Origin of the sequence: Streptomyces sp. NPDC057623 (assembly GCF_042800355.1) — a bacterium.
GTDB lineage: Bacteria > Actinomycetota > Actinomycetes > Streptomycetales > Streptomycetaceae > Streptomyces.
Window position 1 is genome coordinate 57,544 of sequence record NZ_JBHVGZ010000012.1, and the last position, 20,755, is coordinate 78,298.

At 71.9% G+C, this 20,755-nt stretch carries 16 protein-coding genes; 11 read left to right on the forward strand and 5 right to left on the reverse strand.

Translation table 11 applies throughout. From position 1 onward, the window contains the following. The first annotated feature begins 178 nt into the window (after positions 1 to 178). From ACFU95_RS15230 to ACFU95_RS15240, 3 genes are all read left to right on the forward strand, one after another. Positions 179 to 952, forward strand: a complete 774-nt coding sequence (locus tag ACFU95_RS15230; RefSeq protein WP_383827496.1) for an HAD family hydrolase — start codon at positions 179 to 181, stop codon at positions 950 to 952. Between the two features lie 26 nt (positions 953 to 978). After that, positions 979 to 3,345 (forward strand): glycoside hydrolase family 65 protein, encoded by a 2,367-nt coding sequence (locus ACFU95_RS15235; RefSeq protein WP_383827498.1) that lies wholly within the window; start codon positions 979 to 981, stop codon positions 3,343 to 3,345. Positions 3,346 to 3,497: 152 nt separating this feature from the next. Next, on the forward strand, positions 3,498 to 4,379 hold the full coding sequence (locus ACFU95_RS15240; protein WP_383827195.1) for a universal stress protein: 882 nt from the start codon (positions 3,498 to 3,500) through the stop codon (positions 4,377 to 4,379). Positions 4,380 to 4,405: 26 nt separating this feature from the next. Here ACFU95_RS15240 and ppk2 read toward each other — a convergent pair whose 3' ends face one another. Continuing rightward, positions 4,406 to 5,209 (reverse strand): polyphosphate kinase 2, encoded by an 804-nt coding sequence (gene ppk2, locus ACFU95_RS15245; protein ID WP_383827198.1) that lies wholly within the window; start codon positions 5,207 to 5,209, stop codon positions 4,406 to 4,408. Between ppk2 and ACFU95_RS15250 the strand changes: the two genes are divergently transcribed. Further along, positions 5,208 to 5,411 carry a hypothetical protein gene (locus ACFU95_RS15250; RefSeq protein ID WP_383827200.1) on the forward strand — a complete coding sequence of 68 codons (204 nt, stop codon included), beginning with the start codon at positions 5,208 to 5,210 and terminating at the stop codon, positions 5,409 to 5,411. The genes ppk2 and ACFU95_RS15250 overlap by 2 nt on opposite strands. A gap of 96 nt (positions 5,412 to 5,507) precedes the next feature. Here the strand turns inward: ACFU95_RS15250 and ACFU95_RS15255 are convergent, their stop codons facing one another. Further along, entirely contained in the window at positions 5,508 to 5,864 is a 357-nt protein-coding gene (locus ACFU95_RS15255) for a DUF6479 family protein (protein ID WP_383827202.1), read from the reverse strand. 106 nt (positions 5,865 to 5,970) lie between these two features. On the opposite strand from ACFU95_RS15255, the gene ACFU95_RS15260 reads away from it, so the two are divergent. Further along, entirely contained in the window at positions 5,971 to 6,354 is a 384-nt protein-coding gene (locus tag ACFU95_RS15260; RefSeq protein ID WP_383827204.1) for a ferredoxin, read from the forward strand. A 110-nt stretch (positions 6,355 to 6,464) separates the two neighbouring features. After that, entirely contained in the window at positions 6,465 to 7,676 is a 1,212-nt protein-coding gene (locus ACFU95_RS15265) for an acyl-CoA dehydrogenase family protein (RefSeq protein WP_383827206.1), read from the forward strand. Here the strand turns inward: ACFU95_RS15265 and ACFU95_RS15270 are convergent. Beyond that, the gene (locus ACFU95_RS15270; RefSeq protein ID WP_383827209.1) at positions 7,673 to 7,990 is read right to left on the reverse strand and encodes a nucleoside triphosphate pyrophosphohydrolase; all 318 of its coding nucleotides are present in this window, start codon (positions 7,988 to 7,990) and stop codon (positions 7,673 to 7,675) included. The two genes, ACFU95_RS15265 and ACFU95_RS15270, sit on opposite strands and share 4 nt — an antisense overlap. A 223-nt stretch (positions 7,991 to 8,213) precedes the next feature. On the opposite strand from ACFU95_RS15270, the gene ACFU95_RS15275 reads away from it, so the two are divergent. From ACFU95_RS15275 to ACFU95_RS15285, 3 genes are all read left to right on the forward strand, one after another. Next, positions 8,214 to 9,011, forward strand: a complete 798-nt coding sequence (locus ACFU95_RS15275; RefSeq protein WP_383827500.1) for an oxygenase MpaB family protein — start codon at positions 8,214 to 8,216, stop codon at positions 9,009 to 9,011. A 62-nt stretch (positions 9,012 to 9,073) separates the two neighbouring features. Beyond that, positions 9,074 to 11,314, forward strand: a complete 2,241-nt coding sequence (locus tag ACFU95_RS15280) for a tetratricopeptide repeat protein (protein ID WP_383827212.1) — start codon at positions 9,074 to 9,076, stop codon at positions 11,312 to 11,314. 38 nt (positions 11,315 to 11,352) lie between these two features. After that, positions 11,353 to 12,966 carry a phytoene desaturase family protein gene (locus ACFU95_RS15285; protein WP_383827215.1) on the forward strand — a complete coding sequence of 538 codons (1,614 nt, stop codon included), beginning with the start codon at positions 11,353 to 11,355 and terminating at the stop codon, positions 12,964 to 12,966. Between the two features lie 36 nt (positions 12,967 to 13,002). On the opposite strand, the gene ACFU95_RS15290 is transcribed toward ACFU95_RS15285, so the two are convergent. Continuing rightward, positions 13,003 to 14,781: a serine hydrolase gene (locus ACFU95_RS15290; RefSeq protein ID WP_383827219.1), complete on the reverse strand. Its 1,779-nt coding sequence runs from the start codon at positions 14,779 to 14,781 to the stop codon at positions 13,003 to 13,005. Positions 14,782 to 14,949: 168 nt separating this feature from the next. Between ACFU95_RS15290 and ACFU95_RS15295 the strand changes: the two genes are divergently transcribed. Both ACFU95_RS15295 and ACFU95_RS15300 read left to right on the forward strand, forming a co-directional pair. Continuing rightward, on the forward strand, positions 14,950 to 16,074 hold the full coding sequence (locus tag ACFU95_RS15295; RefSeq protein ID WP_383827221.1) for an NAD(P)H-dependent flavin oxidoreductase: 1,125 nt from the start codon (positions 14,950 to 14,952) through the stop codon (positions 16,072 to 16,074). After that, positions 16,071 to 17,624 carry an acyl-CoA synthetase gene (locus tag ACFU95_RS15300; protein WP_383827223.1) on the forward strand — a complete coding sequence of 518 codons (1,554 nt, stop codon included), beginning with the start codon at positions 16,071 to 16,073 and terminating at the stop codon, positions 17,622 to 17,624. The genes ACFU95_RS15295 and ACFU95_RS15300 overlap by 4 nt, the downstream gene beginning before the upstream one ends. 28 nt (positions 17,625 to 17,652) lie before the next feature. Here the strand turns inward: ACFU95_RS15300 and ACFU95_RS15305 are convergent, their stop codons facing one another. Then, the gene (locus ACFU95_RS15305) at positions 17,653 to 20,562 is read right to left on the reverse strand and encodes an AAA family ATPase (RefSeq protein ID WP_383827225.1); all 2,910 of its coding nucleotides are present in this window, start codon (positions 20,560 to 20,562) and stop codon (positions 17,653 to 17,655) included. Between the last annotated feature and the right edge of the window lie 193 nt (positions 20,563 to 20,755).

Below are 20,755 nucleotides of genomic sequence, written 5' to 3' on the forward strand. Positions count from 1 at the left end.
GCGGGTACCCATGAGCGGATCCCGCCAGGGCGCGGGCGAGCCGTCGAGCGGGAGGTGAGGAGGCCGTGCGGTTCGCGTTCCCCACTGCCGACCTGCACCGGCATCCCCTGGATGCAGTACGGGCATGGCGCCGCCCCCTGCCCCGACCGGCCACCGGCCCGGCGCGGCGAGGGTGACCATGCATCGGCCGTCCGGCCCCCACCGTTGCGGACCCGTGCTCGCCCCCGTCCTGCACGACGTGCGCGCCGTCGTCTTCGACACCGACGGAGTGATCACCGACTCGGCCCGTGTGCATGCCGCCGCCTGGAAGGTGGCCTTCGACGGCTTCCTGCGCGCCCACCCGCCCGAGGACCCCGACCAGCGCCGCCCCTTCGACGAACGGGAGGACTATCTGCGGCACGTGGACGGCAAATCCCGCCTCGACGGAGCCGCGGCCTTCCTCGCCGCACGCGGCATCGAGCCGTCGGACGAGACGGTGCGGTCCGTCGCCGAGGACAAGGAGCGCCTCTTCACGCAGCGGCTGCGCGAGCACGGCGTCGACGCCTACCCGGGGACCGTACGGCTGGTGCGGGCCCTGCGCGCGGCAGGAGTACCCCGGGCGGCGGCCTCCGCGTCCCGGCACGCCGGTGAGCTGCTGAGCCGGGCCGGTGTGCTGGACCTGTTCGATGCCCTCGTGGACGGCGGCGAGGCGGCCCGGCTGGGTCTCGCCGGCAAGCCGGAGCCGGATCTGTTCCTGGAGGCGGCCGGCCGGCTCGGGGTCCCCGCCGACCGGGCCGCCGTCGTCGAGGACGCCCTGGCGGGCGTGGAGGCGGGCCGGCGGGGCGGATTCGCCCTGGTGGTCGGGGTGGACCGGGACGCCGGTGCGGGCACCGGGGCGCGGCTGCTACGGCACGGTGCCGACCTCGTCGTACGCGATCTCGGAGAACTCTGCTCGGGAGGAGCGCCGACGTGACAGAGCGCGGCCTGGAAACCGAAGGCATGGGTTGGAGCTGGGAGTACGAGGGCTACAAGCCGGCCGACGAGCGCCTTCGGGAGTCCCTGTGCACGCTCGGCAACGGCTACTTCGCCACCAGGGGCGCGCTCCCCGAGTGCGCCGCCGACGACATTCACTACCCGGGAACCTATGTGGCCGGCATCTATAACCGCCTCACTTCCAAGGTGGCCGGCCGCCGGGTGGAGAACGAGGACATGGTCAACGTCCCCAACTGGCTGCCCCTGCGGTTCCGGCTCCCCGACGGGGACTGGATCGTGCCGGACACCGCGAACGTGCTCGACCACCGCCAGATGCTGCACCTGTCCGCAGGGCTGATGGAGCGCCGGACACGGTACGGCCTGGGCGGCGGCCGGGTGTTGACGATCCGTCAGCACAGGTTCGTGCACATGGCCGACCCTCATCTGGCCGCGCTGCGCACCGAGTTCACGGCGGAGGGGTTCTCCGGCCCGGTCGAGGTGGAGGCGGCCCTGGACGGCGGGGTCACCAACTCCGGCGTGCCGCGCTACCGGGACCTCGACGGCCGCCATCTGACCCACGTCCACACCGGCACCTCCGCCCCGGACACGGTCTGGCTGCGCTGCCGCACCCGCACCTCCGACATCCGGATCGGCATCGCGTCCCGGCTGACCGCCGACGCCCCCGTCGCGGACCACCATGAACGGCCGTACGCCATCCAGCGGTTGACGCTCGGCCTGGCCCCCGGCCGGACCGTCACCGTCGACAAGACCGTGGCCCTGCACACCTCCCGCGACCCGGCCATCAGCGACCCGCTGCACGCCGCCGTCGACCGGGTGGGCCGGGCCCCCGGCTTCGACGCACTGGTCACGTCGCATCGCACCGCCTGGGAGCAGCTCTGGCGCCGCGCCGCACTCGACGTGCCCGGCGAGTCGGGCCGCATTCTGCGGCTGCACCTCTTCCACGTGCTCCAGACCCTCTCCCCGCACACCGCCGACCTCGACGTCGGCGTGCCCGCCCGCGGACTGCACGGGGAGGCGTACCGCGGCCATGTCTTCTGGGACGAGCTGTTCGTCCTGCCTTTCCTCAACCTGCACTTCCCGGAGGTCTCCCGCGCCCTGCTCCGCCACCGCCACCGACGCCTCGAACAGGCCTGCACCTCGGCCAGGGCAGTGGGCCACCGGGGCGCGATGTACCCCTGGCAGAGCGGCAGCGACGGACGTGAGGAGACCCAGCAGCTCCATCTCAACCCGCGTTCGGGACGCTGGCTGCCCGACCACTCCCGGCTCCAGCACCATGTCGGCTCGGCCATCGCGTACAACGTGTGGCAGTACTGCGAGGCGAGCGGCGACATGGAGTTCCTGCACACCAAGGGCGCCGAGATGCTGTTGCAGATCGCCCGCTTCTGGGCGGACCGGGCCGTCTACGACGGGAGCCTGGGCCGGCATCGCATCAAGGGAGTCGTAGGGCCCGACGAGTACCACGAGGCGTACCCGGACGCCGAGACGCCCGGCCTGGACGACAACGCGTACACCAACGTCACCGCGGCCTGGGTGCTGGCCCGCACCCTGGAGCTGCTGGACACCCTGCCCGAGCCCCGCAGGCGCGAACTCGTCGAGCGCACCGGCCTGGACGGCGGCGAACTCGAACGCTGGGAGGACGTCTCGCGCACCCTCCACGTCCCCTTCCACGACGGCGTCATCAGCCAGTTCGCGGGCTACGGCGACCTCGCCGAACTCGACTGGCACGGCTACCGCGGCCGGTACGGCGACATCCGGCGGCTGGACCGGATCCTGGAGGCGGAGAACGACACCGTCAACCGCTACAAGGCATCCAAACAGGCCGACGTCCTGATGCTCGGCTACCTCTTCGCACCCGCCGAACTGGGGGGCCTGTTCCACCGGTTGGGGGTGCGCCTGGACGAGGACACCTGGCGGCGGACCGTCGAGTACTACATGCACCGCACCAGTCACGGGTCCACCCTCAGCGGCCTGGTGCACGGCTGGGTACTGGCCCGGTGCCGACGCAGCGAGGCGTGGAAGTTCTGCCAGGAGGCCCTCCAGGGCGACATCGCCGACGTACAGGGCGGCACCACCGGCGAGGGCATCCACCTGGGCGCCATGGCCGGCACCCTCGACCTCGTCCAGCGCGGGCTGAGCGGCCTGGAGACCCGGGGCGGCGCCCTGTGGCTCGACCCCGTGCCCCTGCCCGAGCTGTCCGCCTACGGGTTCCCCCTGCGCTACCAGGGCCACTGGGGCGTACGCCTGCGCCTGGAACGCGGGCTGCTGGAGATCGAGGTCCCGGCCTCCGACGCCTCACCCATCGACGTACGGCTCCCGGGGCGCGGGGTGGCGCTGGAGCCGGGGCAGACGGGTCGGCTGGTCCTCCACGACTGACCCGCGCCGCTCCTCCCGGCCGGTGCGGAATGCGGCCGGCGGGGAGAGGCTGGGAGGACAACGGCCGCCCCGGCGCCGTCATGGAGAGCCCGGCGGCCCCGGCGCGGGACGTCGTACGGCGCCCGCGGACGCCGTCCGGAAAGGGGAGCGCGATGAACGGCCCGGTTGTCGTGGGGGTGGACGGTTCGCCGTCGAGTCTGGCGGCCGTGGAGGTCGCGGCGCGCGAGGCCGGGCTGCACGGTGTGGGGCTGCGGTTGGTCCACGCCTTCGGCCGGCCGGCCGCGCACATACCGGCCGGCGGTCGGCCCTGGGAGCCGAGCCACGCCGGGCTGCACGAGCTGGTCGACGGCACCATGGCCAGGGCCGAGCGGCGCGCCCACGAGACGGCTCCGGGCGTCGCGATCACGCGCGAGGTCGTCGTGGGCGAACCGGTGACCGTGCTGGAGATCGAGTCGCGCACCGCCTCCCTGGCCGTGGTCGGCAGCCGGGGCCTGAGCCGTTTCGGTGCCCTGCTGCTCGGCTCCACCGCAGGTCATCTGGCCGCCCACGCGGCCTGCCCGGTGCTGGTGGTACGCGGCAGGCCGAACCCGGCCGGGCCCGTGCTCCTCGCCGTCGACGGCTCGCCCGCGGCCCGGGGAGCCGTCGAGTTCGCCTTCACCCGGGCCTCGCTGCACGGCACGGACCTGGTGGCGCTGCACGCCTGGAGCGTCCGGACCGACCGCGCCTACGACTCTCCCGCCGACCCGCCCTTCGTGACGTACGACGAGGAGCGCCTGCGTGACGAGGAGGAACGCGTCCTCGCCGAGGCGCTGGGCGGGCTGCGCGACCTGTATCCCGACGTCGCCGTCCACCGCAGGCTGGCACGCGGCCGGGTCCGCCACACCCTCATCGAGGCCAGCGCCGACGCGGGGCTCGTCGTGGTCGGGGCGCGGGGGCGGGGCGGCTTCGCCGGGCTGCTCCTGGGCTCGGTCAGCCAGGCTCTGCTCCACCACGCGCACTGCCCGGTCGCCGTCGTCCGGTCCGGGGAGGCGTGAGCGGGGCGAGCGGCCGCCGGGCAGGCTCAGAGGTCCGCCGCGTGGTCCGGGACGTACTTCTGCAGGTCGCGCGGCGGCCGCTGGTAGCCGCTCGACTCCGGCCGTTCGGGCAGGTCGAGGACGGGCGGGAGGACGTCCTGGTACGGCAGGGAGTCCAGCAGATGGGCGATCATGTTCAGCCGGGCCCGGCGCTTGTCGTCGCTCTCGACGACGTACCAGGGGGCCCCGGCGATGTCGGTGTGCACCATCATCTCGTCCTTGGCCCGGGAGTACTCCTCCCAACGGGTGATCGACTCCAGGTCCATGGGGGAGAGCTTCCAGCGGCGCAGGGGGTCCTCCAGGCGGCGCCGGAAGCGCTCCTGCTGCTCCTCGTCGCTCACCGAGAACCAGTACTTGCGCAGCAGGATCCCGTCCTCCACCAGCATCCGCTCGAAGAGGGGGCACTGATGCAGGAAGCGCTGGTACTCCTTGCGGGTGCAGAAGCCCATGACGTGCTCGACACCGGCCCGGTTGTACCAGCTGCGGTCGAACAGCACGATCTCCCCGGCGGCGGGCAGATGCTGGATGTACCGCTGGAAGTACCACTGGGTGCGTTCGCGTTCGGTCGGCTTGGGCAGGGCCGCGATCCGCGCGACCCGGGGGTTGAGATGCTCGGTGACCCGTTTGATGGTGCCGCCCTTGCCCGCCGCGTCCCGCCCCTCGAAGACCAGGACCAGCCGGGCGCCCTCTGCCCGCACCCATTCCTGGAGCTTCGCCAACTCCATCTGCAGACGCAGCAGTTCCTTCTCGTACGTCTTGCGCGGCAGCTTCTCCACCTTGTTGCCGGCCATGCGGCCTCCCACAGCCGAACTCGAACACCAGAACAGCACCGTACTGACCCCTGACGAGCGGCGCACCCTGTACGGCCCGTACACCCCGACGGGCTCGACGGGCAGGGACGGGCAGGCCGGGCTCATGGAGGGTGCCACCTTCGGACTCGCCCGGCTCGGTCGTCGCCGGAGCCCAGGCGGAGATCCAGCGCCTCAGGGCTGATGCGGCTGGTCGCTGGGGTTCGGGCCGGCCATGACCCGGTTCCCGGGTGCGAGGGTGCGCCGCGCACGACCACGGCCCAGTACGGCGCCGGAGGCGTCACGTACCGCCGCTGCCGAACGATCCGCTGCCGCCCTCGGTCCAGCGCCGCCGTTCCTGGGACTGGCTGGGCCGGGAGGGAACGTTGCCGTGGGCGGGCAGGTCGTGCGGGGAGAGCCGGTGGTCGCTCTTCGGTACCTCGGCGGGCTCGCGGTTCTCCCGGATCTCGTGCACCGGGCCCTCGTCGGGCAGCCTGGGCTGCTCTTCGGGGCGGGGCGGACGCGGTTCCCGGCGCCTGATGCGGCTGCCCAGGACGAAGGCGCCGATGAGCAGCGCCACGACGACCACACCGGCGACGAGCAGCCCGACGGCGAGCGCGCCCCGTGCTGCGGCGATGTCCATCCAAGTGGTGTCCATGGCGCGCGAGTACCCCTGGTCCCGCTCATGAACCCGTTGGCCATGATCGGTCGGCACACGGGGGAACACCGGGTTTGGTGCCGACGGCTCCGGCTACCCGCCTCGTGTGACATCGACAACGCCCCAGCAAGAGCTCGTCCGGTTCCTGGAGGACCGCTTCGCCTGCGCACAGGCCTGCACCGACTGCGCCCGTGCCTGTGCCCTGCGCGCGAGCCTCGTGGAACCGGACGGAGCCGAGGAACAGGAACTCGTGCGACGCAAGGGCATCCTGTGCGCCGAAGTCTGCGACGCGACCTGCCGCGCGCTGGGCGAGCAGGGCCACATGGACGAGGGCGCCGAGAGCGCCCTCCGTATCCAGCTGGAGTGGACCCGTACGGTCTGCCTGGAATGCGCCCATGTCTTCGACAGGCACCCGGAGGCCGAGGACGCCGCGAAGGCCTGCCGCGACTGCGCACGGGCCTGTACGGACTTCATGGCCACGCTCGACTGAGCCACGTCAGACCGGCGCTCGCGTTCTCCCGCTCCTCGCCATTCCCAATTTCTGGAACACGTTCTACGGTGTGCGCCGTCAGGACCGGTCCCGGGGAGCCTGGAGGCGCCGTGCATCTCGAATACACGCCCGAGCAGCAGCGGCTGCGCAGCGAGCTTCGTGACTACTTCGCCGAGTTGGTGCCGGACCTCGCCGAGACCCTCCCTCATGACCCGAAAGACACGGGAGGCGCCCCCACCACCGGCCCGGCGGCCCAGAAGCGCCACTACCGCAAGGCGATCCGGCGGCTCGGCTCGGACGGCTGGCTCGGCGTGGGCTGGCCCAAGGAGTACGGCGGACGCGGTCTGACCGCGATGGAGCAGTTCGTCTTCTTCGACGAGGCCGCCCAGGCGGGCGTACCGCTGCCCCTGATGGCGCTCAACACGGTCGGCCCGACGATCATGCGATACGGCACGGACGAGCAGAAGGCGTACTTCCTGCCGAAGATCCTCGCCGGCGAGATCGACTTCGCGATCGGCTACAGCGAGCCCGACGCGGGGACGGACCTCGCCTCGCTCAGGACGCGCGCCGTAAGGGACGGCGACGAGTACGTGGTCAACGGCCAGAAGATCTGGACCACCAACGGCGACACCGCCGACTGGGTCTGGCTTGCCGTCCGCACCGACCCGGACGCACCGCCCCACAAGGGCATCACCATGCTCCTCGTCCCGACCACCGACCCCGGCTACTCCTGCACGCTCATCAACACCCTCGCCTCGCACGACACCACGGCCAGCTACTACGAGAACATCCGGGTCCCCGTCGCCCACCGCGTCGGCGAGGAGAACCAGGGCTGGCGCCTGATCACCAACCAGCTCAACCACGAGCGCGTCACCCTCGCCGCCCACGGCACCATGGCCATCCGCGCCCTGCACGACGTCCAGCGCTGGGCCACGGAGACCAAGCTCACCGACGGCCGCCGCGTCATCGACCTCCCCTGGGTACGCCGCCGCCTCGCCCAGACCCACACCAGGCTCGACGCCCTCAAGCTCCTGAACTGGAAGATGGTGAGCGCCGTGCAGGAGGGCACGCTCACCCCACAGGACGCCTCGGCCGTGAAGGTCTACGGCTCCGAGGCCCGCCGCGACGCCTACGCCTGGCTGATGGAGATCGTCGCCGCACCAGGGGCGCTGAAGGAGGGCTCGGCGGGCGCCGTACTCCACGGCGAACTGGAGCGCGGCTACCGCTCGGCCGTCATCTTCACCTTCGGCGGCGGCAACAACGAGATCCAGCGGGAGATCATCTCCTGGATCGGACTGGGGATGCCGAGGGTGCGGCGTTAGCCTGCTGTGACCAGGATCGCTGGTTGGCACTTGGCGCACCGCAGGTCAGGCCGCTGCCGGGCCAACGGCGTGTCGTGTGCCGGCGGAAGGCGGAGCGCGGTCCCGACCGAAGGACCGTCGGGGCGGCCGTGGTCAGCGGTTGCCGGTCCAGACGAGTCCAGGAACTCGGCGACCTCCTCGCGGAGCTTGTCCCGCAGGCGGCTGCGGTAGTCCTCCGGGCCCGCGACGTAGGTGACGGGTTCAGCCCCGCCCTCACGGATGATCTGCGGAATGCGGTCCCGCACCAACTTGCCTTGCTCGCCCTGGCGGTTCACCGGTTGTCTCTCCCGCACCCATCACCGCGAGGCAGACCCTGACGGCTGCCCCTCCATGCTGAGGCAGCCTAGGCAAATCGCCCCACCACTCGCCATCGCCTCCCCTGCAGTGCCGACCATCCCTCCTTTGTGCCAACCAGGAATCCTCGTCACACTGACGAAGGTGGACGCCATACGCAGCGGTGACCCCGGCCTCTTCGGCCCTTCCTCCGTGACCTGGCAGATGCACGGCGACCCCATGATGTGGGTCGCCGGAATCCGTGCGCTGTATCTCCAGGCACTGCATCCGCGCGCGGTGCGCGGCGTCATGCAGAACTCGGACTTCCGGCAGGACGCCTGGGGCAGGCTCCTGCGCACCGCGAACTTCGTCGGCACCCTCACCTACGGCACCACCGAGGCAGCCGAGAAGGCGGGTGTCCGGGTGCGGAAGATCCACCGCATGCTGGGCGCCACCGACCCGGACACGGGGGAGCGGTACGGCGTCGACGAACCCGAACTGCTGCTGTGGGTGCACTGCGCCGAGATCGACTCCTATCTGCGGGTCGCGCGCCGCTCCGGCTTCCCCCTCACCGACGCGCAGGCCGACCGCTACATCGGCGAACACCGCGTCAGCGCCCGGCTGGTGGGCCTGGACCCCGACGCCGTACCGGCGAACAGGGACGAGATGGCGGCGTACTTCGAGAAGGTGCGGCCCGAGCTCGCCTGCGGACCCGAGGCACGCGCCGTGGACGACTTCCTGCTCCGCCCGCCGACGCATCCCCTTCTCGTCCCGGCGCGCGAGGTTCTGTGGCGGCGCGTGGCGCACCTGGCGTACGCCGCTCTGCCGCCGTACGCCCACGAGCTGTACGGCAGACCGGCCCCGGAACCCGCCACCGTCACCCGCCAGTTGCGTGCCACAGGCACCCTGCTGCGCTGTGTTCCCGCACGTCTGCGCTGGCAACTCCCGCCCAAACACATCCTGCGCGCCATGGCCCGGCTCGGCCCGGGCTCCCGCCCGGCACCGTACAAACTCGGACGATAGCTCGCCATACTGGACGAGCCGGGGGAGGGCGGGCGGACCACAACGGGGGGCGAACGCGGGAGATGGGGGACAGCAGGCTGATCCAGGGCCGGTACCGGCTGCTCGAGCCGATCGGGCGCGGCGGTATGGGCGAGGTGTGGCGTGCGCGCGACGAGTCGCTGGGCCGGCATGTCGCCGTGAAGTGCCTCAAGCCGCTCGGACCGCACCACGACCACTCCTTCACCCGCGTCCTGCGGGAGCGGTTCCGCCGCGAGGCCCGGGTGGCCGCGGCGCTCCAGCACCGGGGCGTGACCGTCGTCCACGACTTCGGTGAGTCCGACGGGGTCCTGTTCCTGGTCATGGAGCTGCTGGAGGGCCGCAACCTCAGCCAGCTCCTGGAGGACAACAAGCACCATCCACTGCCCGTCCCCGACGTCGTCGAGATCGCCGACCAGGTCGCCGCCGCCCTCGCCTACACCCATCGACAGGGCATCGTGCACCGCGACCTGAAGCCCGCGAACATCATGCGGCTCGCCGACGGCACGGTGAAGATCTGCGACTTCGGCATAGCCCGCCTCGCCCACGACATCGGCTTCACCTCCCGGCTGACCGGCACCGGCATCGCGATGGGCACCCCGCACTACATGTCGCCGGAACAGATCGGCGGAGACGAGGTGGACCAGCGCAGCGACCTGTACTCGCTGGGCTGCGTGCTGTACGAGATCGCCACCGGGGTGCCGCCGTTCGACCTCGACGACCCCTGGGCGATCCTCGTCGGCCACCGTGACACCCCGCCCCGCCCGCCGCGCAGCCACCGCGCCGAGCTGCCCGAGTACTTCGAGAAGGTCATCCTCGACCTGCTGGCCAAACGACCCGAGGAACGCCCGCACGACGGCCGCGAGCTGGGTCGCCGGATCAGTCTGGGCCGTACGACACCGGCGTACGTGCCGACCGTGGTGACCCCGCAGCCGGACCTCAGGCCCCCGGAGCCCGTGGCCCGCGCCCCCCGCCTGCCGTCCTGGACCCGGGGCATGACCACCGGCCACAAGGCCACCGGCGCCGGACTGCGCACCACACCGCCGGACGCCGCGGCCGGCCTCACCGGGGAGTGGATCCCACGGGCGACCACCGGCCGGCCCGCGGAGACCGCCGCGGCCGACGAAACGCCCGCCCCGTCCGCCGCGGCGCTCACGGCGCTGGCCGGACGGCACAACGCCGGGCTGAGCCTGGGCCGGCTGGGCCGTTGGACGGAGGCGGGCGAGGTGCACCGCGCGGTCGCCGCGGAACGCGAACACCTCCTCGGCCCCGACCACCCGGACACCCTCGCCAGCCGCTACGAACTCGCCTTCACCCTCAGCCGCACCGGCCGCGCCGCCGACGCCCTGCGTGAGTACAAGCACGTCGCCCGTGCCCGCAGCCTGTCCCTCGGGCCCGACCATCCGGACACCCTCGCGGCCCGGCAGGAAATGGCGTACGTACTGGGCCAGTTGGGCCGCCACTTCGACGCCCACCAGGTCTACACCTCCGTCCTGACGGCACGAGAGCGCGCGATGGGCGCCGACCACCCCGACAGCCTGCGCTGCCGCCACAACCTCGCCTTCAACCTCAGCAGACTCGGCCGCCTGGAGGACTCGTACCGGATGGCCGGCGAGGTCGCCGACGCCCGCGCCCGCGTCCTCGGCGCACACCACCCCGACACCCTGGTCACCCGTTACGAAGTCGCCTACGCGCTCGGCCAGTTGGGTCGCTGGCCCGAGGCGCTCCAGACCTACCGCGAGGTCGCCGAGGCCCGAGCCCAGGCCCTCGGCCCCGACCATCCCGACACCCTCGCCGCCCGCTACGAGGTAGGCATCAGCCTCGGCCGCCTCGGCCACAGCGGGGAGGCGCTCCAGCTCTACCGCGACCTGATCGACGACCGCACACGCGTCCACGGCCCCGCGCACCCCGAGACCCTCCGCGCCCGGCACGGTCTCGGCGTCAACCTCGGCCGGCTCGGCCGCTGGGAGGAGGCCCTCGCCGAATCGCGTGACGTGAGCGCGATCCGCGAGCGCGTGCTGGGCCCCGACCACCCGGACACCCTGGTCAGCCGGCGCGAGGTGGCCGTGAGCCTCGGCTGGCTGGGCCGCTGGCCTGACGCGCTCACCGAGTACCGCAGGGTGGCCGCCGCCCGCGAACGCGTCCTCGGCGCCGACCACCCCGACACCCTCGCCAGCCGCAACGACGAGGCCCACTGCCTTCAGCAGCTCGGGCGCGGCGCGGAGGCCGCCGAGCTGTACCGGAGGGTGGCGGTGCTGCGGCAGCAGGGGGCGTCCGGAGGCCGGTGACGGCCAAGGTGGCCCGTGGCCCCCAGGGTGTCCCACCTATGGCCGACCTAGATCATCACGTGTTACGAAGAACCATGCCAGCACACGTGGGACACCCGGGACACCGTACGTACGACGCCGTCATCGTCGGCGGAGGCCACAACGGTCTGGTCGCAGCCGCCTATCTGGCCCGCGCCGGCCGGTCCGTGCTGGTGCTGGAACGGCTGGACCACACCGGGGGCGCCGCCGTGTCCACGCGCCCGTTCGCGGGCGTCGACGCCCGGCTCTCCCGCTACTCGTACCTGGTCAGCCTGCTGCCGAAGAAGATCGTCCGGGACCTCGGACTGGACTTCCGGGTCCGCACGCGCGACGTGTCCTCCTACACCCCCGTGGAACGGGACGGACGCTCGACCGGACTGCTGGTGGGCGGCGGTGAACGGCGCACCCGCGAGGCGTTCGCCCGGCTGACCGGCACCGAGCGCGAGTACGCCGCCTGGCAGCGCTTCTACGACATGACCGGCGAGGTGGCCAGGCGGGTGTTCCCGACCCTCACCGAGCCCCTGCCGAGCCGGGAGGAACTGCGCCACCGGGTGGACGACGAGGAGGCCTGGCGAACCCTCTTCGAGGAGCCGATCGGCGTCGCGGTCGAGGACCGCTTCACGGACGACCTGGTCCGGGGCGTGGTCCTGACGGACGCCCTGATCGGCACGTTCGCCGACGCCCACGACACGACGCTCAAGCAGAACCGCTGCTTCCTCTACCACGTGATCGGCGGCGGCACCGGCGCCTGGGACGTCCCCGTCGGCGGCATGGGCGCCCTCACCGACGCCCTGGCCACGGCGGCGCGCACGGCGGGCGCGGACATCGTCACCGGGCACGAGGCGGTACGGATCGACACGGACGGCCGTACGGCGGAGGTCACCTATCGGACGGCCGAAGGCGAGGGCGTCGCCGCCGCCCGCCACGTCCTGGTGAACGCCTCCCCGCAGGCACTGGCCGCCCTCACCGGCGACACACCCCCGGCCCCCGCCGAGGGAGCCCAGCTCAAGGTGAACATGCTGCTCAAGCGCCTGCCGAGGCTGCGCGACACCTCCGTCGACCCGCGCGAGGCGTTCGCCGGCACCTTCCACATCGCCGAGGGCTACCGCCAGCTGGCCACCGCCCACGCCCAGGCCGCCGCCGGTGAACTCCCCGGCGCGCCGCCGTCCGAGATCTACTGCCACTCGCTGACCGACCCGACGATCCTCGGGCCCCACCTCGTGGCCCAGGGCTACCAGACCCTCACCCTGTTCGGCCTGCACACCCCGGCGAGGCTCTTCGCACAGGACAACGACGCCGTACGCGAGGAACTGCTGAAGTCGACACTCGCCCAACTGGACGCCCACCTCGCCGAGCCGATCGCCGACTGCCTGGCGACGGACGCGGAGGGCAGGCCGTGCATCGAGGCGAAGACCCCGCTGGACCTGGAGCGTGACCTGCGCCTCCCCGGCGGCAACATCTTCCACCGCGACCTGGCCTGGCCCTACGCCCAGGAGGACACCGGCCGCTGGGGCGTGGAGACCTCCCACGCGAACGTGCTGCTGTGCGGGGCGGGCGCGGTGCGCGGGGGAGGAGTGAGCGGGGTGCCGGGGCACAATGCGGCGATGGCGGTGCTGGAGCGGTCCGGGGACTGACGGGCGGTTCGGGCGTCGCGGTCGTGGCGGTGGCCGTCAGTCCGCCGAGGCGCTCCAGCCGCTCACGGTGATCCGGGCCGCATCCGCCGGCCGGGCCTCGTCGAAGAGGACGCGGTCCGCCGCCTCGACACGGAGGCCGTCGACGTAGGCGCCACGGCCCACGTACAGCCGGTCGGTCGTGTACCGCCAGCGGACCACCAACTGCCGGTGCGCGGGGAGTCGGGCCGTGAGGCGGTGCCAGACGCGGCCCGACCAGCCGGTGACCGTGCCGGTCGGACGGTCCTGCGGCCGCTCGCCGTGGCGGGTGGTCGTGAACGGGAGCGGCTGCCAGGTCGCTCCGCCGTCCGTAGTGGACTCCAGGGCGAGGATGTCCGACCGGGGTTCGGTGTCCCACCACAGGGCGCAACGCAGGGACGCGTCACCGGTGGACGCGTCGGCGGCGGAGGTGTCCAGTGCGGGGAGCGCGAGCGTCGCCGTCGCGGCGGTCGCCATACCCGAGAACCACGCGGTACGGCCGTGGCGGGGGCGGACCGGTACGGCGCGGGCCATGTTGTCGGCGGCGGCGACCCTCGGCGCGGAGCCGGAGCGCCAACTGCGCACCGGGTGGACCGAGTTGCCGAGCACGATGAGGAAGGAGTCGGTCGTCGGGTCGAGGACGAGCGAGGTGCCGGTGAAGCCGGTGTGCCCGGCGGTGTGCGGCGTGGCCATCGCGCCCATGTACCAGTGCTGGTAGAGCTCGAAGCCGAGGCCGTGCTCGTCGCCGGGGAAGGCGGTGTTGAAGTCGGTGAACATCAGGTCCACCGACTCCGGCTCCAGGATGCGGCACCTGCCGTAGATCCCGCCGTTGAGCAGCGTCCGGCCGAGGACCGCGAGGTCCCACGCGTTCGAGAAGACGCCCGCGTGGCCGGCGACGCCACCGAGGCTGAAGGCGTTCTCGTCATGCACCTCGCCCCACACGAGCCCCCGGTCCAGGCCGGACCAGGGCTTGCGGGCGTCCTCGGTGGCCGCGATCTTCGGCTGCCAGGCGGCGGGCGGGTTGTAGCGGGTGCGACGCATGCCGAGCGGGGCGGTGATCTCGTCATGGAGGAGGGCGTCGAGCCCGTGGCCGGTGATCTTCTCCAGCACCAGCTGGAGGGAGATCAGGTTCAGGTCCGAGTAGAGGTAGCTGGAGCCCGGTGGGTTCAGCGGCGCCTCGTTCCAGATGAGTTCGAGCTTCGCCTCGTACGTCGGCGCGGCGTACAGCGGGATCCAGGCACGGAACCCCGAGGTGTGCGTGAGGAGCTGACGGATCGTCATGTCCTGCTTGCCCGCGCGGCCGAAGTCCGGGAGGTACGAGGCGACCGTCGCCTCCAGCCCCAGCGCACCCCGCTCGATCTGCTGCACGGCGAGGATCGAGGTGAACAACTTGGACACCGAGGCGAGGTCGAAGACGGTGTCCTCGGCCATCGGGATCTGCTGATCGGACGGGAACTCGACGCCGGTGCCCGTCTTCTCGTCGTACGCCTGATAGCGCACCGCCGTTCCGATGGGCTCGTGCAGGGCCACGGTCCCGCCACGCCCGGCGAGCAGTACGGCGCCCGCGTACCAGGGGTGCGCGGGGGAGGGGCCGAGGAACGCCTCGGCGTCGGTGACCAGTCGGCGAAGGGGTGCGGGGAGGAGGCCGGCGCGCTCGGGGGAGCCGTGGCGCAGGGTGCTGCGGCCGGAGGAGGCGGCCGCCGGTCCGGCCGGGAAGGGGGCGATGGCCAGTGCACCGCCCAGGGCCAGGGTGCCCGCGACCAGTTGACGCCTGGTCAGTCCGCTTCTGCCGTCGGTCATCGAGGTTCCTCCCGCCGCTCCGGCTGAAAGTATCTTTCCGGGATCACCTTGCGTGGTGAAACTTTCGTGTCAGGTGGGAGCCGTGTCAACGGGGTGCTCACCCAAGAGATCTGACGGTGTATCAGAAAAGGTCTTCCGTCGTCCGAAGGACTGCGGCATCCTGCGCCCATGCAGACGGAGCTGAGCAAGAGACTGGGAGTCGAGCACGCCATCTTCGGCTTCACGCCGTTCCCCGCCGTCGCAGCGGCCATCAGCCGGGCCGGTGGCTTCGGAGTGCTCGGCGCGGTCCGCTACACCGCATCCGACGACCTCAAACGCGACCTCGACTGGGTCGAGGCACATGTCGACGGCAGACCCTACGGCCTGGACGTCGTCATGCCCGCGAAGAAGGTCGAGGCCCCGAACAACCAAACACTGACGGAGGCCGACGTCGAGGCGATGATCCCGGAAGGGCACCGGCAGTTCGTCAAGGACACCCTCGCCCAGTACGGCGTGCCCGAGCTGGCCGAGGGGGAGGAGTCCGGCTGGCGGATCACCGGGTGGATGGAACAGGTCGCCCGCACCCAGCTCGACGTCGCCTTCGACTATCCGATCAAGCTGCTCGCCAACGCCCTCGGCTCACCGCCCGCGGACGTCGTGGAGCGCGCTCACGACCGGGGTGTGCTCGTCGCCGCGCTCGCGGGCAGCGCCCGGCACGCCCGCAAGCACCAGGAGGCGGGCATCGACATCGTGGTGGCCCAGGGGTATGAGGCGGGCGGCCACACCGGTGACATCGCCTCCATGGTGCTCACCCCGGAAGTGGTGGAAGCCGTCGACCCGCTGCCCGTACTGGCGGCCGGCGGGATCGGAAGCGGCCAACAGGTGGCGGCGGCACTCACCCTCGGCGCCCAAGGTGTGTGGCTGGGCTCCATATGGCTCACCACCACAGAGGCGGATCTGCATTCCGCCGCGCTGACCGCCAAACTGCTCGCCGCCGGCTCCGGCGACACGGTGCGCTCCCGCGCCCTCACCGGCAAGCCCGCACGCCAGCTGCGCACCGAGTGGACGGATGCCTGGGACGACCCGAACGGACCCGGCACCCTGCCCATGCCCCTCCAGGGCCTCCTGGTGGCCGAGGCCGTCTCCCGGATCCAGAAGCACGAGGTCGGGCCGCTGCTGGGCACACCCGTCGGCCAGATCGTCGGCCGGATGAACAGCGAACGCAGTGTCCGGGCCGTCTTCGACGACCTCACTCGTGGCTTCGAGCAGTCCATCGACCGGATCAACCGCATCGCCGGAAGGAGCGGCCAGTGACGAGCACACCCCCCGCGGGCTTCTGGGCCCAGGCCGACGCCGACCCCCACCGCACGGTCCTCGTCTCCGCCGACGGCGAGGAGTGGACCGCCGGCCGGCTGCACGCCGACGCCAACCGGCTCGTCCACGGCCTGCGCGCGGCCGGGATGAGGCGCGGTGACGCCTTCGCGGTCGTCCTGCCCAACAGCCCCGAGTTCTTCACCGCCTATCTCGCCGCCAGCCAGGCCGGGTTCTATCTCGTCCCGGTCAACCACCACTTCGTCGGCCCGGAGATCGCCTGGATCGTGGCCGACTCCGGCGCCAAGGTGCTCCTCGCTCACGAGCGCTTCGCCGCTCCCGCCCGCCACGCCGCCGACGAGGCGGGCCTGCCCGGCACCCACCGGTACGCGATCGGCGAGGTCGAGGGCTTCCGGCCGTACGCCGAACTCCTCGACGGACAACCGGGTTCGGCGCCCGCGGACCGCACGCTCGGCTGGGTCATGAACTACACCTCGGGCACCACCGGCCGCCCGCGCGGCATCCGGCGCCCACTGCCCGGCAGGACACCCGAGGAGTCCTACCTCGGCGGTTTCCTCGGCATCTTCGGCATCCGGCCGTTCGAGGACAACGTGCACCTGGTGTGCTCGCCGCTGTATCACACCGCCGTACTCCAGTTCGCGGGCGCTTCCCTGCACATAGGCCACCGGCTGGTGCTCATGGACAAGTGGACCCCGCAGGAAATGCTCCGCCTGATCGACGCCCACGGTTGCACGCACACCCATATGGTCCCGACCCAGTTCCACCGGCTGCTCGCGCTTCCGCAGGAGACTCGGGCCCGCTACGACGTCTCCTCCATGCGGCACGCCATCCACGGCGCCGCCCCCTGCCCAGACCATGTGAAACGGGCCATGCTCGACTGGTGGGGCCCGTGCGTGGAGGAGTACTACGCCGCGAGTGAAGGCGGTGGTGCCTTCGCGACCGCCGAGGACTGGCTGAAGAAGCCCGGCACGGTCGGCAAGGCGTGGCCGATCAGCGAACTCGCGATCTTCGACGACGACGGCGACCGGCTTGCGCCCGGCGAACTCGGCACCGTCTACCTGAAGATGAACACCGGCGGCTTCGCCTACCACAAGGACCAGGCCAAGACGGAGAAGAACCGCATCGGCGACTTCTTCACGGTCGGTGACCTCGGCTACCTCGACGAGGACGGTTATCTCTTCCTGCGCGACCGCAAGATCGACATGATCATCTCGGGCGGGGTCAACATCTACCCGGCCGAGATCGAGTCCGCTCTGCTCGCCCACCCGGCCGTCGCCGACGCAGCCGCCTTCGGCATCCCGCACGACGACTGGGGCGAGGAGGTCAAGGCCGTCGTGGAACCGGCCCCGGGCCACGAGCCGGGCCCCGCCCTCGCCGCCACGATCCTCGACCACTGCGCCGGGCGGCTCGCCGGCTACAAACGGCCCAAGAGCGTCGACTTCATCACCGAGATGCCGCGCGACCCCAACGGCAAGCTGTACAAACGGCGGCTGCGGGACCCGTACTGGGAGGGGCGTAGCCGGCCCGTGTGACCGCTTCCGCACGCCGCCCGTCGGTCAGTCACTGCCGAGGACACGGGAAGGTCTCCAGAGCCTGAGTCAGGCCCGCCGCGTCGGTGCCGATCTTGCGATAGACGCAGGAGAGCAGTTGCCGTACCCCTTGCTCGGTGAGGTGCAGTTGCTTCGCGATCACCCCCACCGGATGGCCCTGGACCGTCAGTTCGGCCGTCTGCCGCTCACGGGCGGTGAGCGTGTCCGTCTGCGCGTAGCGCAGGGGCAACGGGCGCAGCCCGGCCGCCGAGAGCTCTTGCCGGGCCCGTGCCGAGAGGGACTCGGCACCACAGTGAACAGCGCCTTCCAGCCCCTGGTAGAGCCGATGGGCAGCCTCCTGCACCTGCCCGTTGCGGGACAGCGCGGCGCCGTGCCCGACGAGCGCTCGGGCCAGCTCGTACGACGCGGGCGACCGCTCCAGGTGTTCGATGGCCTCGGTGTGCAGATCGAGGGCGGCCGGACCGCCGGTCACCTCCGCCTCGATGTGCAGCGCATGGCCGATCGCGGATGCCGCACCGAAGTCCCTCGCCCGCTTGACGGCGTCCCGGGCGTGGCGGACCGCCCGGTCGGGGTCGGTGCGGGCGAGAGCGGAGGCCAGGTCCAGCTGCCAGGGGCACCAGGCAGGGTTGCGCCAGTTACGTGCCTCCAGCCAGTCCCCGACGGCGGACAACAGCCGTGCCGCCTCGGAGTACCGCTCCTCGGCCAGCAGCAGTTCGGCGTACACGGTGCGGGGATCGGGAAAGATGACGGCGTTCGGGACCACGTCGCCGTAGTGGTAGGTGTCGGCGAGCCGACGCGCGTCGCCGACCCGCCCGCGGGCCAGCAGGATCTGGATGAGGATCCCGATGGCGAACCACTGGGCGGGCACCGCGCCTTCGACGCGCTCGGCGGTGTGCAGTCCGGCCCGTACGAAATCCTCGGCCTCGGAGAGGCAGCCGCGACGGTAGCGGATGTAGCCGAAGAGGGTCTGGCCCTGCGCCAGGTGGGAGCCGCTCCAGCCCTTGCGCTCGCACTCGGCCATGCCTTTGGTGAACAGTTCTTCGGCCCGCCACGGCTGGTCGCAGTACATGAACAGCAGGGCGACCGCCACGGGCACCTCGAAGCCGCGGTTCTCGTCGGTCCAGCTCATCCCTCCGCGCAGGGCCTCCTGGGCATGCTGGAGGGCGGTTCTGCGCGGTTCGCCGCGTACCAGGGCGTCCCATGCCCGCAGGCCGAGGATGTAGCGCTCCTCCAGGCCGCGGCCGGTCAGCTTGTCGGCCAGCCGCGTCAGCCGGCGCGAGCGGGCGGACGAGTCGGACTCGTCGGTGCGGAACGCACTCCAGACGAAGTGATCGGCCTGCATACGCAGTTTGATACGCGGATTGGGGGCCCGCCGCGCTTCGTCGGCGGCCACCGCCGCGGCTTCGGTCAGCCGGTCGGTGTTGGCCAGTGCCTGGGTCAGCCGGTAGACGATGGAAGCGCGCAGGTCGGGATCGATGCCCGGCTCCGTCAGCGCCTCCCGGAGGTGGCTGACCGTGGCTGTGGGCTCGATCAGGAAGGTCGAGCAGGCCAGTTCGTGCAGGAGCGCGGCGCGGTCCTCCGCAGGAGGCGGTTCCCGCAGCGCTCGGGTCAGCACGCGACGCGCGGCCTCCGGGGCCCCGGCACAGAGATACTCGTGCGCGGCGGCGCGCAGGACGGAGACCGCTTCGGGCCGACCGTCGCAGGGCACCTCCAGCAGGTGCCGGGCGGCGGCCGTGGGCCCGAGCCCGGCCGCCTGGGCGGCGTCGGCCGCCGCGTTGTGCATGCCGACCCGCAGGCCCGAGGGGATGGCGCGGTAGATCGTTGTGGCGATCGACGGGTGGACGAACTCCAGGCTGCGCCCGGGCGTGTCGCCGTCCGCGAGGATGCGGGAGGCGCGCAGCTTCTCGGCTGCCTCGGCGGCTTCCTCGCTGCCGACCACCGCGATGCCGGCGGCGAGTTCGGGGGAGAAGGACCCGCCCAGTACGGCGGCGGCCCACGCGAAGCGGACGGTGGTCGGGCCGAGCCGGTGGAGGCGCTCGATCAGTCCGGGGCCCTTGACCGCGGCGGCGAGGTCCCCGATCACGTCCAGTTCGTCCTGAGTGCCCCGCACCTGCCGCTCACGGAGCCTGATGGCCAGTTCGACGGTCTCGAACGGGCTGCCGCCGGTGACCGCCCAGCACTCGGCGCAGAACTCGTCCTCGGCCTCCTCGCCCACTTCGGTCCTGACGATCCGCGCCACACCGTCCCTGCCGAGCGGCGACAGCGCGTGCGGGCGCTTCTCGTGGCGCTCCACGAGGGTGCGGAAAGAGGTCGCGTCGGACGGGAGTTCGTCGGGCCGGTAGGCGACGACGATCAAGAGCGGGAGGTCCGCGACCCGGGGCGCGAAGGAGGCGAGCCAGTCGAGGGATTCGGCATCGGCCCAGTGCATGTCGTCCAGGAGCAGGACGAGAGGCCCGTTCATCACGGTGAGGCGCGTCATGACCCAGTCGAGGCCGTCGCGCACCCCGGTCGGGTCCGGCCTGTGAGTGGTGTCCGTCGCCTCGAGGCCGAGCGCGGCGCCGACGATGTCGTACCAGCTGCCCAGGAAGGCCCGACGTTCCGTTTCGCTCATCGTGGCCAGGGTGGGCTGCATGACCTGGCGGACGACGCGGAACGCCAGCCCCTGATCCTTCTCGCCCCCCGTGCCCGAGACCACCGTGAGTCCGTGTGCGACGGCGCCGGCGCGCGCCGCCGCGATGAGTGTGGTCTTGCCCAGCCCGGCCTCCCCGGTGAAGGCGAGCAACCCGCCACGCGGCACCCGGGGCATGCCGTCGACAGCTTTGTGGAGATCCGACAACGCGGAGTCGAGCGCCCGGAGTTCCCGGTTGCGTTCGAGTAGCGGCCGGTGTTCGGTGATCGGTTGCCGCAGCCCATGGGCCATGTGGTCTACCGCTTCCTGTCGTTGCTCCCGCCGGACGGGGGCGAGCGTACGCCCTCACGCACGCCCCTTGGACGGGTTGCAACAGGAGGTCGGCAAGGAGGGTGAACTTTCGAGAGCAGGCGTTCAGGACTCGGCCGTTTGGGTAATATGTCGCGCTCCCGCTTGAGCTCCCTCCCCTGCGGCGGCAGGTCGG

Coding starts and splice junctions, on each gene's coding strand:
- ACFU95_RS15230 (WP_383827496.1), top strand. CDS start 179: ATGCATCGGCCGTCCGGCCCCCACCGTTGCGGACCCGTGCTCGCCCCC.
- ACFU95_RS15235 (WP_383827498.1), top strand. CDS start 979: ATGGGTTGGAGCTGGGAGTACGAGGGCTACAAGCCGGCCGACGAGCGC.
- ACFU95_RS15240 (WP_383827195.1), top strand. CDS start 3,498: ATGAACGGCCCGGTTGTCGTGGGGGTGGACGGTTCGCCGTCGAGTCTG.
- ACFU95_RS15250 (WP_383827200.1), top strand. CDS start 5,208: ATGCGGCCTCCCACAGCCGAACTCGAACACCAGAACAGCACCGTACTG.
- ppk2 (WP_383827198.1), bottom strand. CDS start 5,209: ATGGCCGGCAACAAGGTGGAGAAGCTGCCGCGCAAGACGTACGAGAAG.
- ACFU95_RS15255 (WP_383827202.1), bottom strand. CDS start 5,864: ATGGACACCACTTGGATGGACATCGCCGCAGCACGGGGCGCGCTCGCC.
- ACFU95_RS15275 (WP_383827500.1), top strand. CDS start 8,214: ATGCACGGCGACCCCATGATGTGGGTCGCCGGAATCCGTGCGCTGTAT.
- ACFU95_RS15280 (WP_383827212.1), top strand. CDS start 9,074: ATGGGGGACAGCAGGCTGATCCAGGGCCGGTACCGGCTGCTCGAGCCG.
- ACFU95_RS15285 (WP_383827215.1), top strand. CDS start 11,353: ATGGCCGACCTAGATCATCACGTGTTACGAAGAACCATGCCAGCACAC.
- ACFU95_RS15290 (WP_383827219.1), bottom strand. CDS start 14,781: ATGACCGACGGCAGAAGCGGACTGACCAGGCGTCAACTGGTCGCGGGC.
- ACFU95_RS15295 (WP_383827221.1), top strand. CDS start 14,950: ATGCAGACGGAGCTGAGCAAGAGACTGGGAGTCGAGCACGCCATCTTC.
- ACFU95_RS15305 (WP_383827225.1), bottom strand. CDS start 20,562: ATGGCCCATGGGCTGCGGCAACCGATCACCGAACACCGGCCGCTACTC.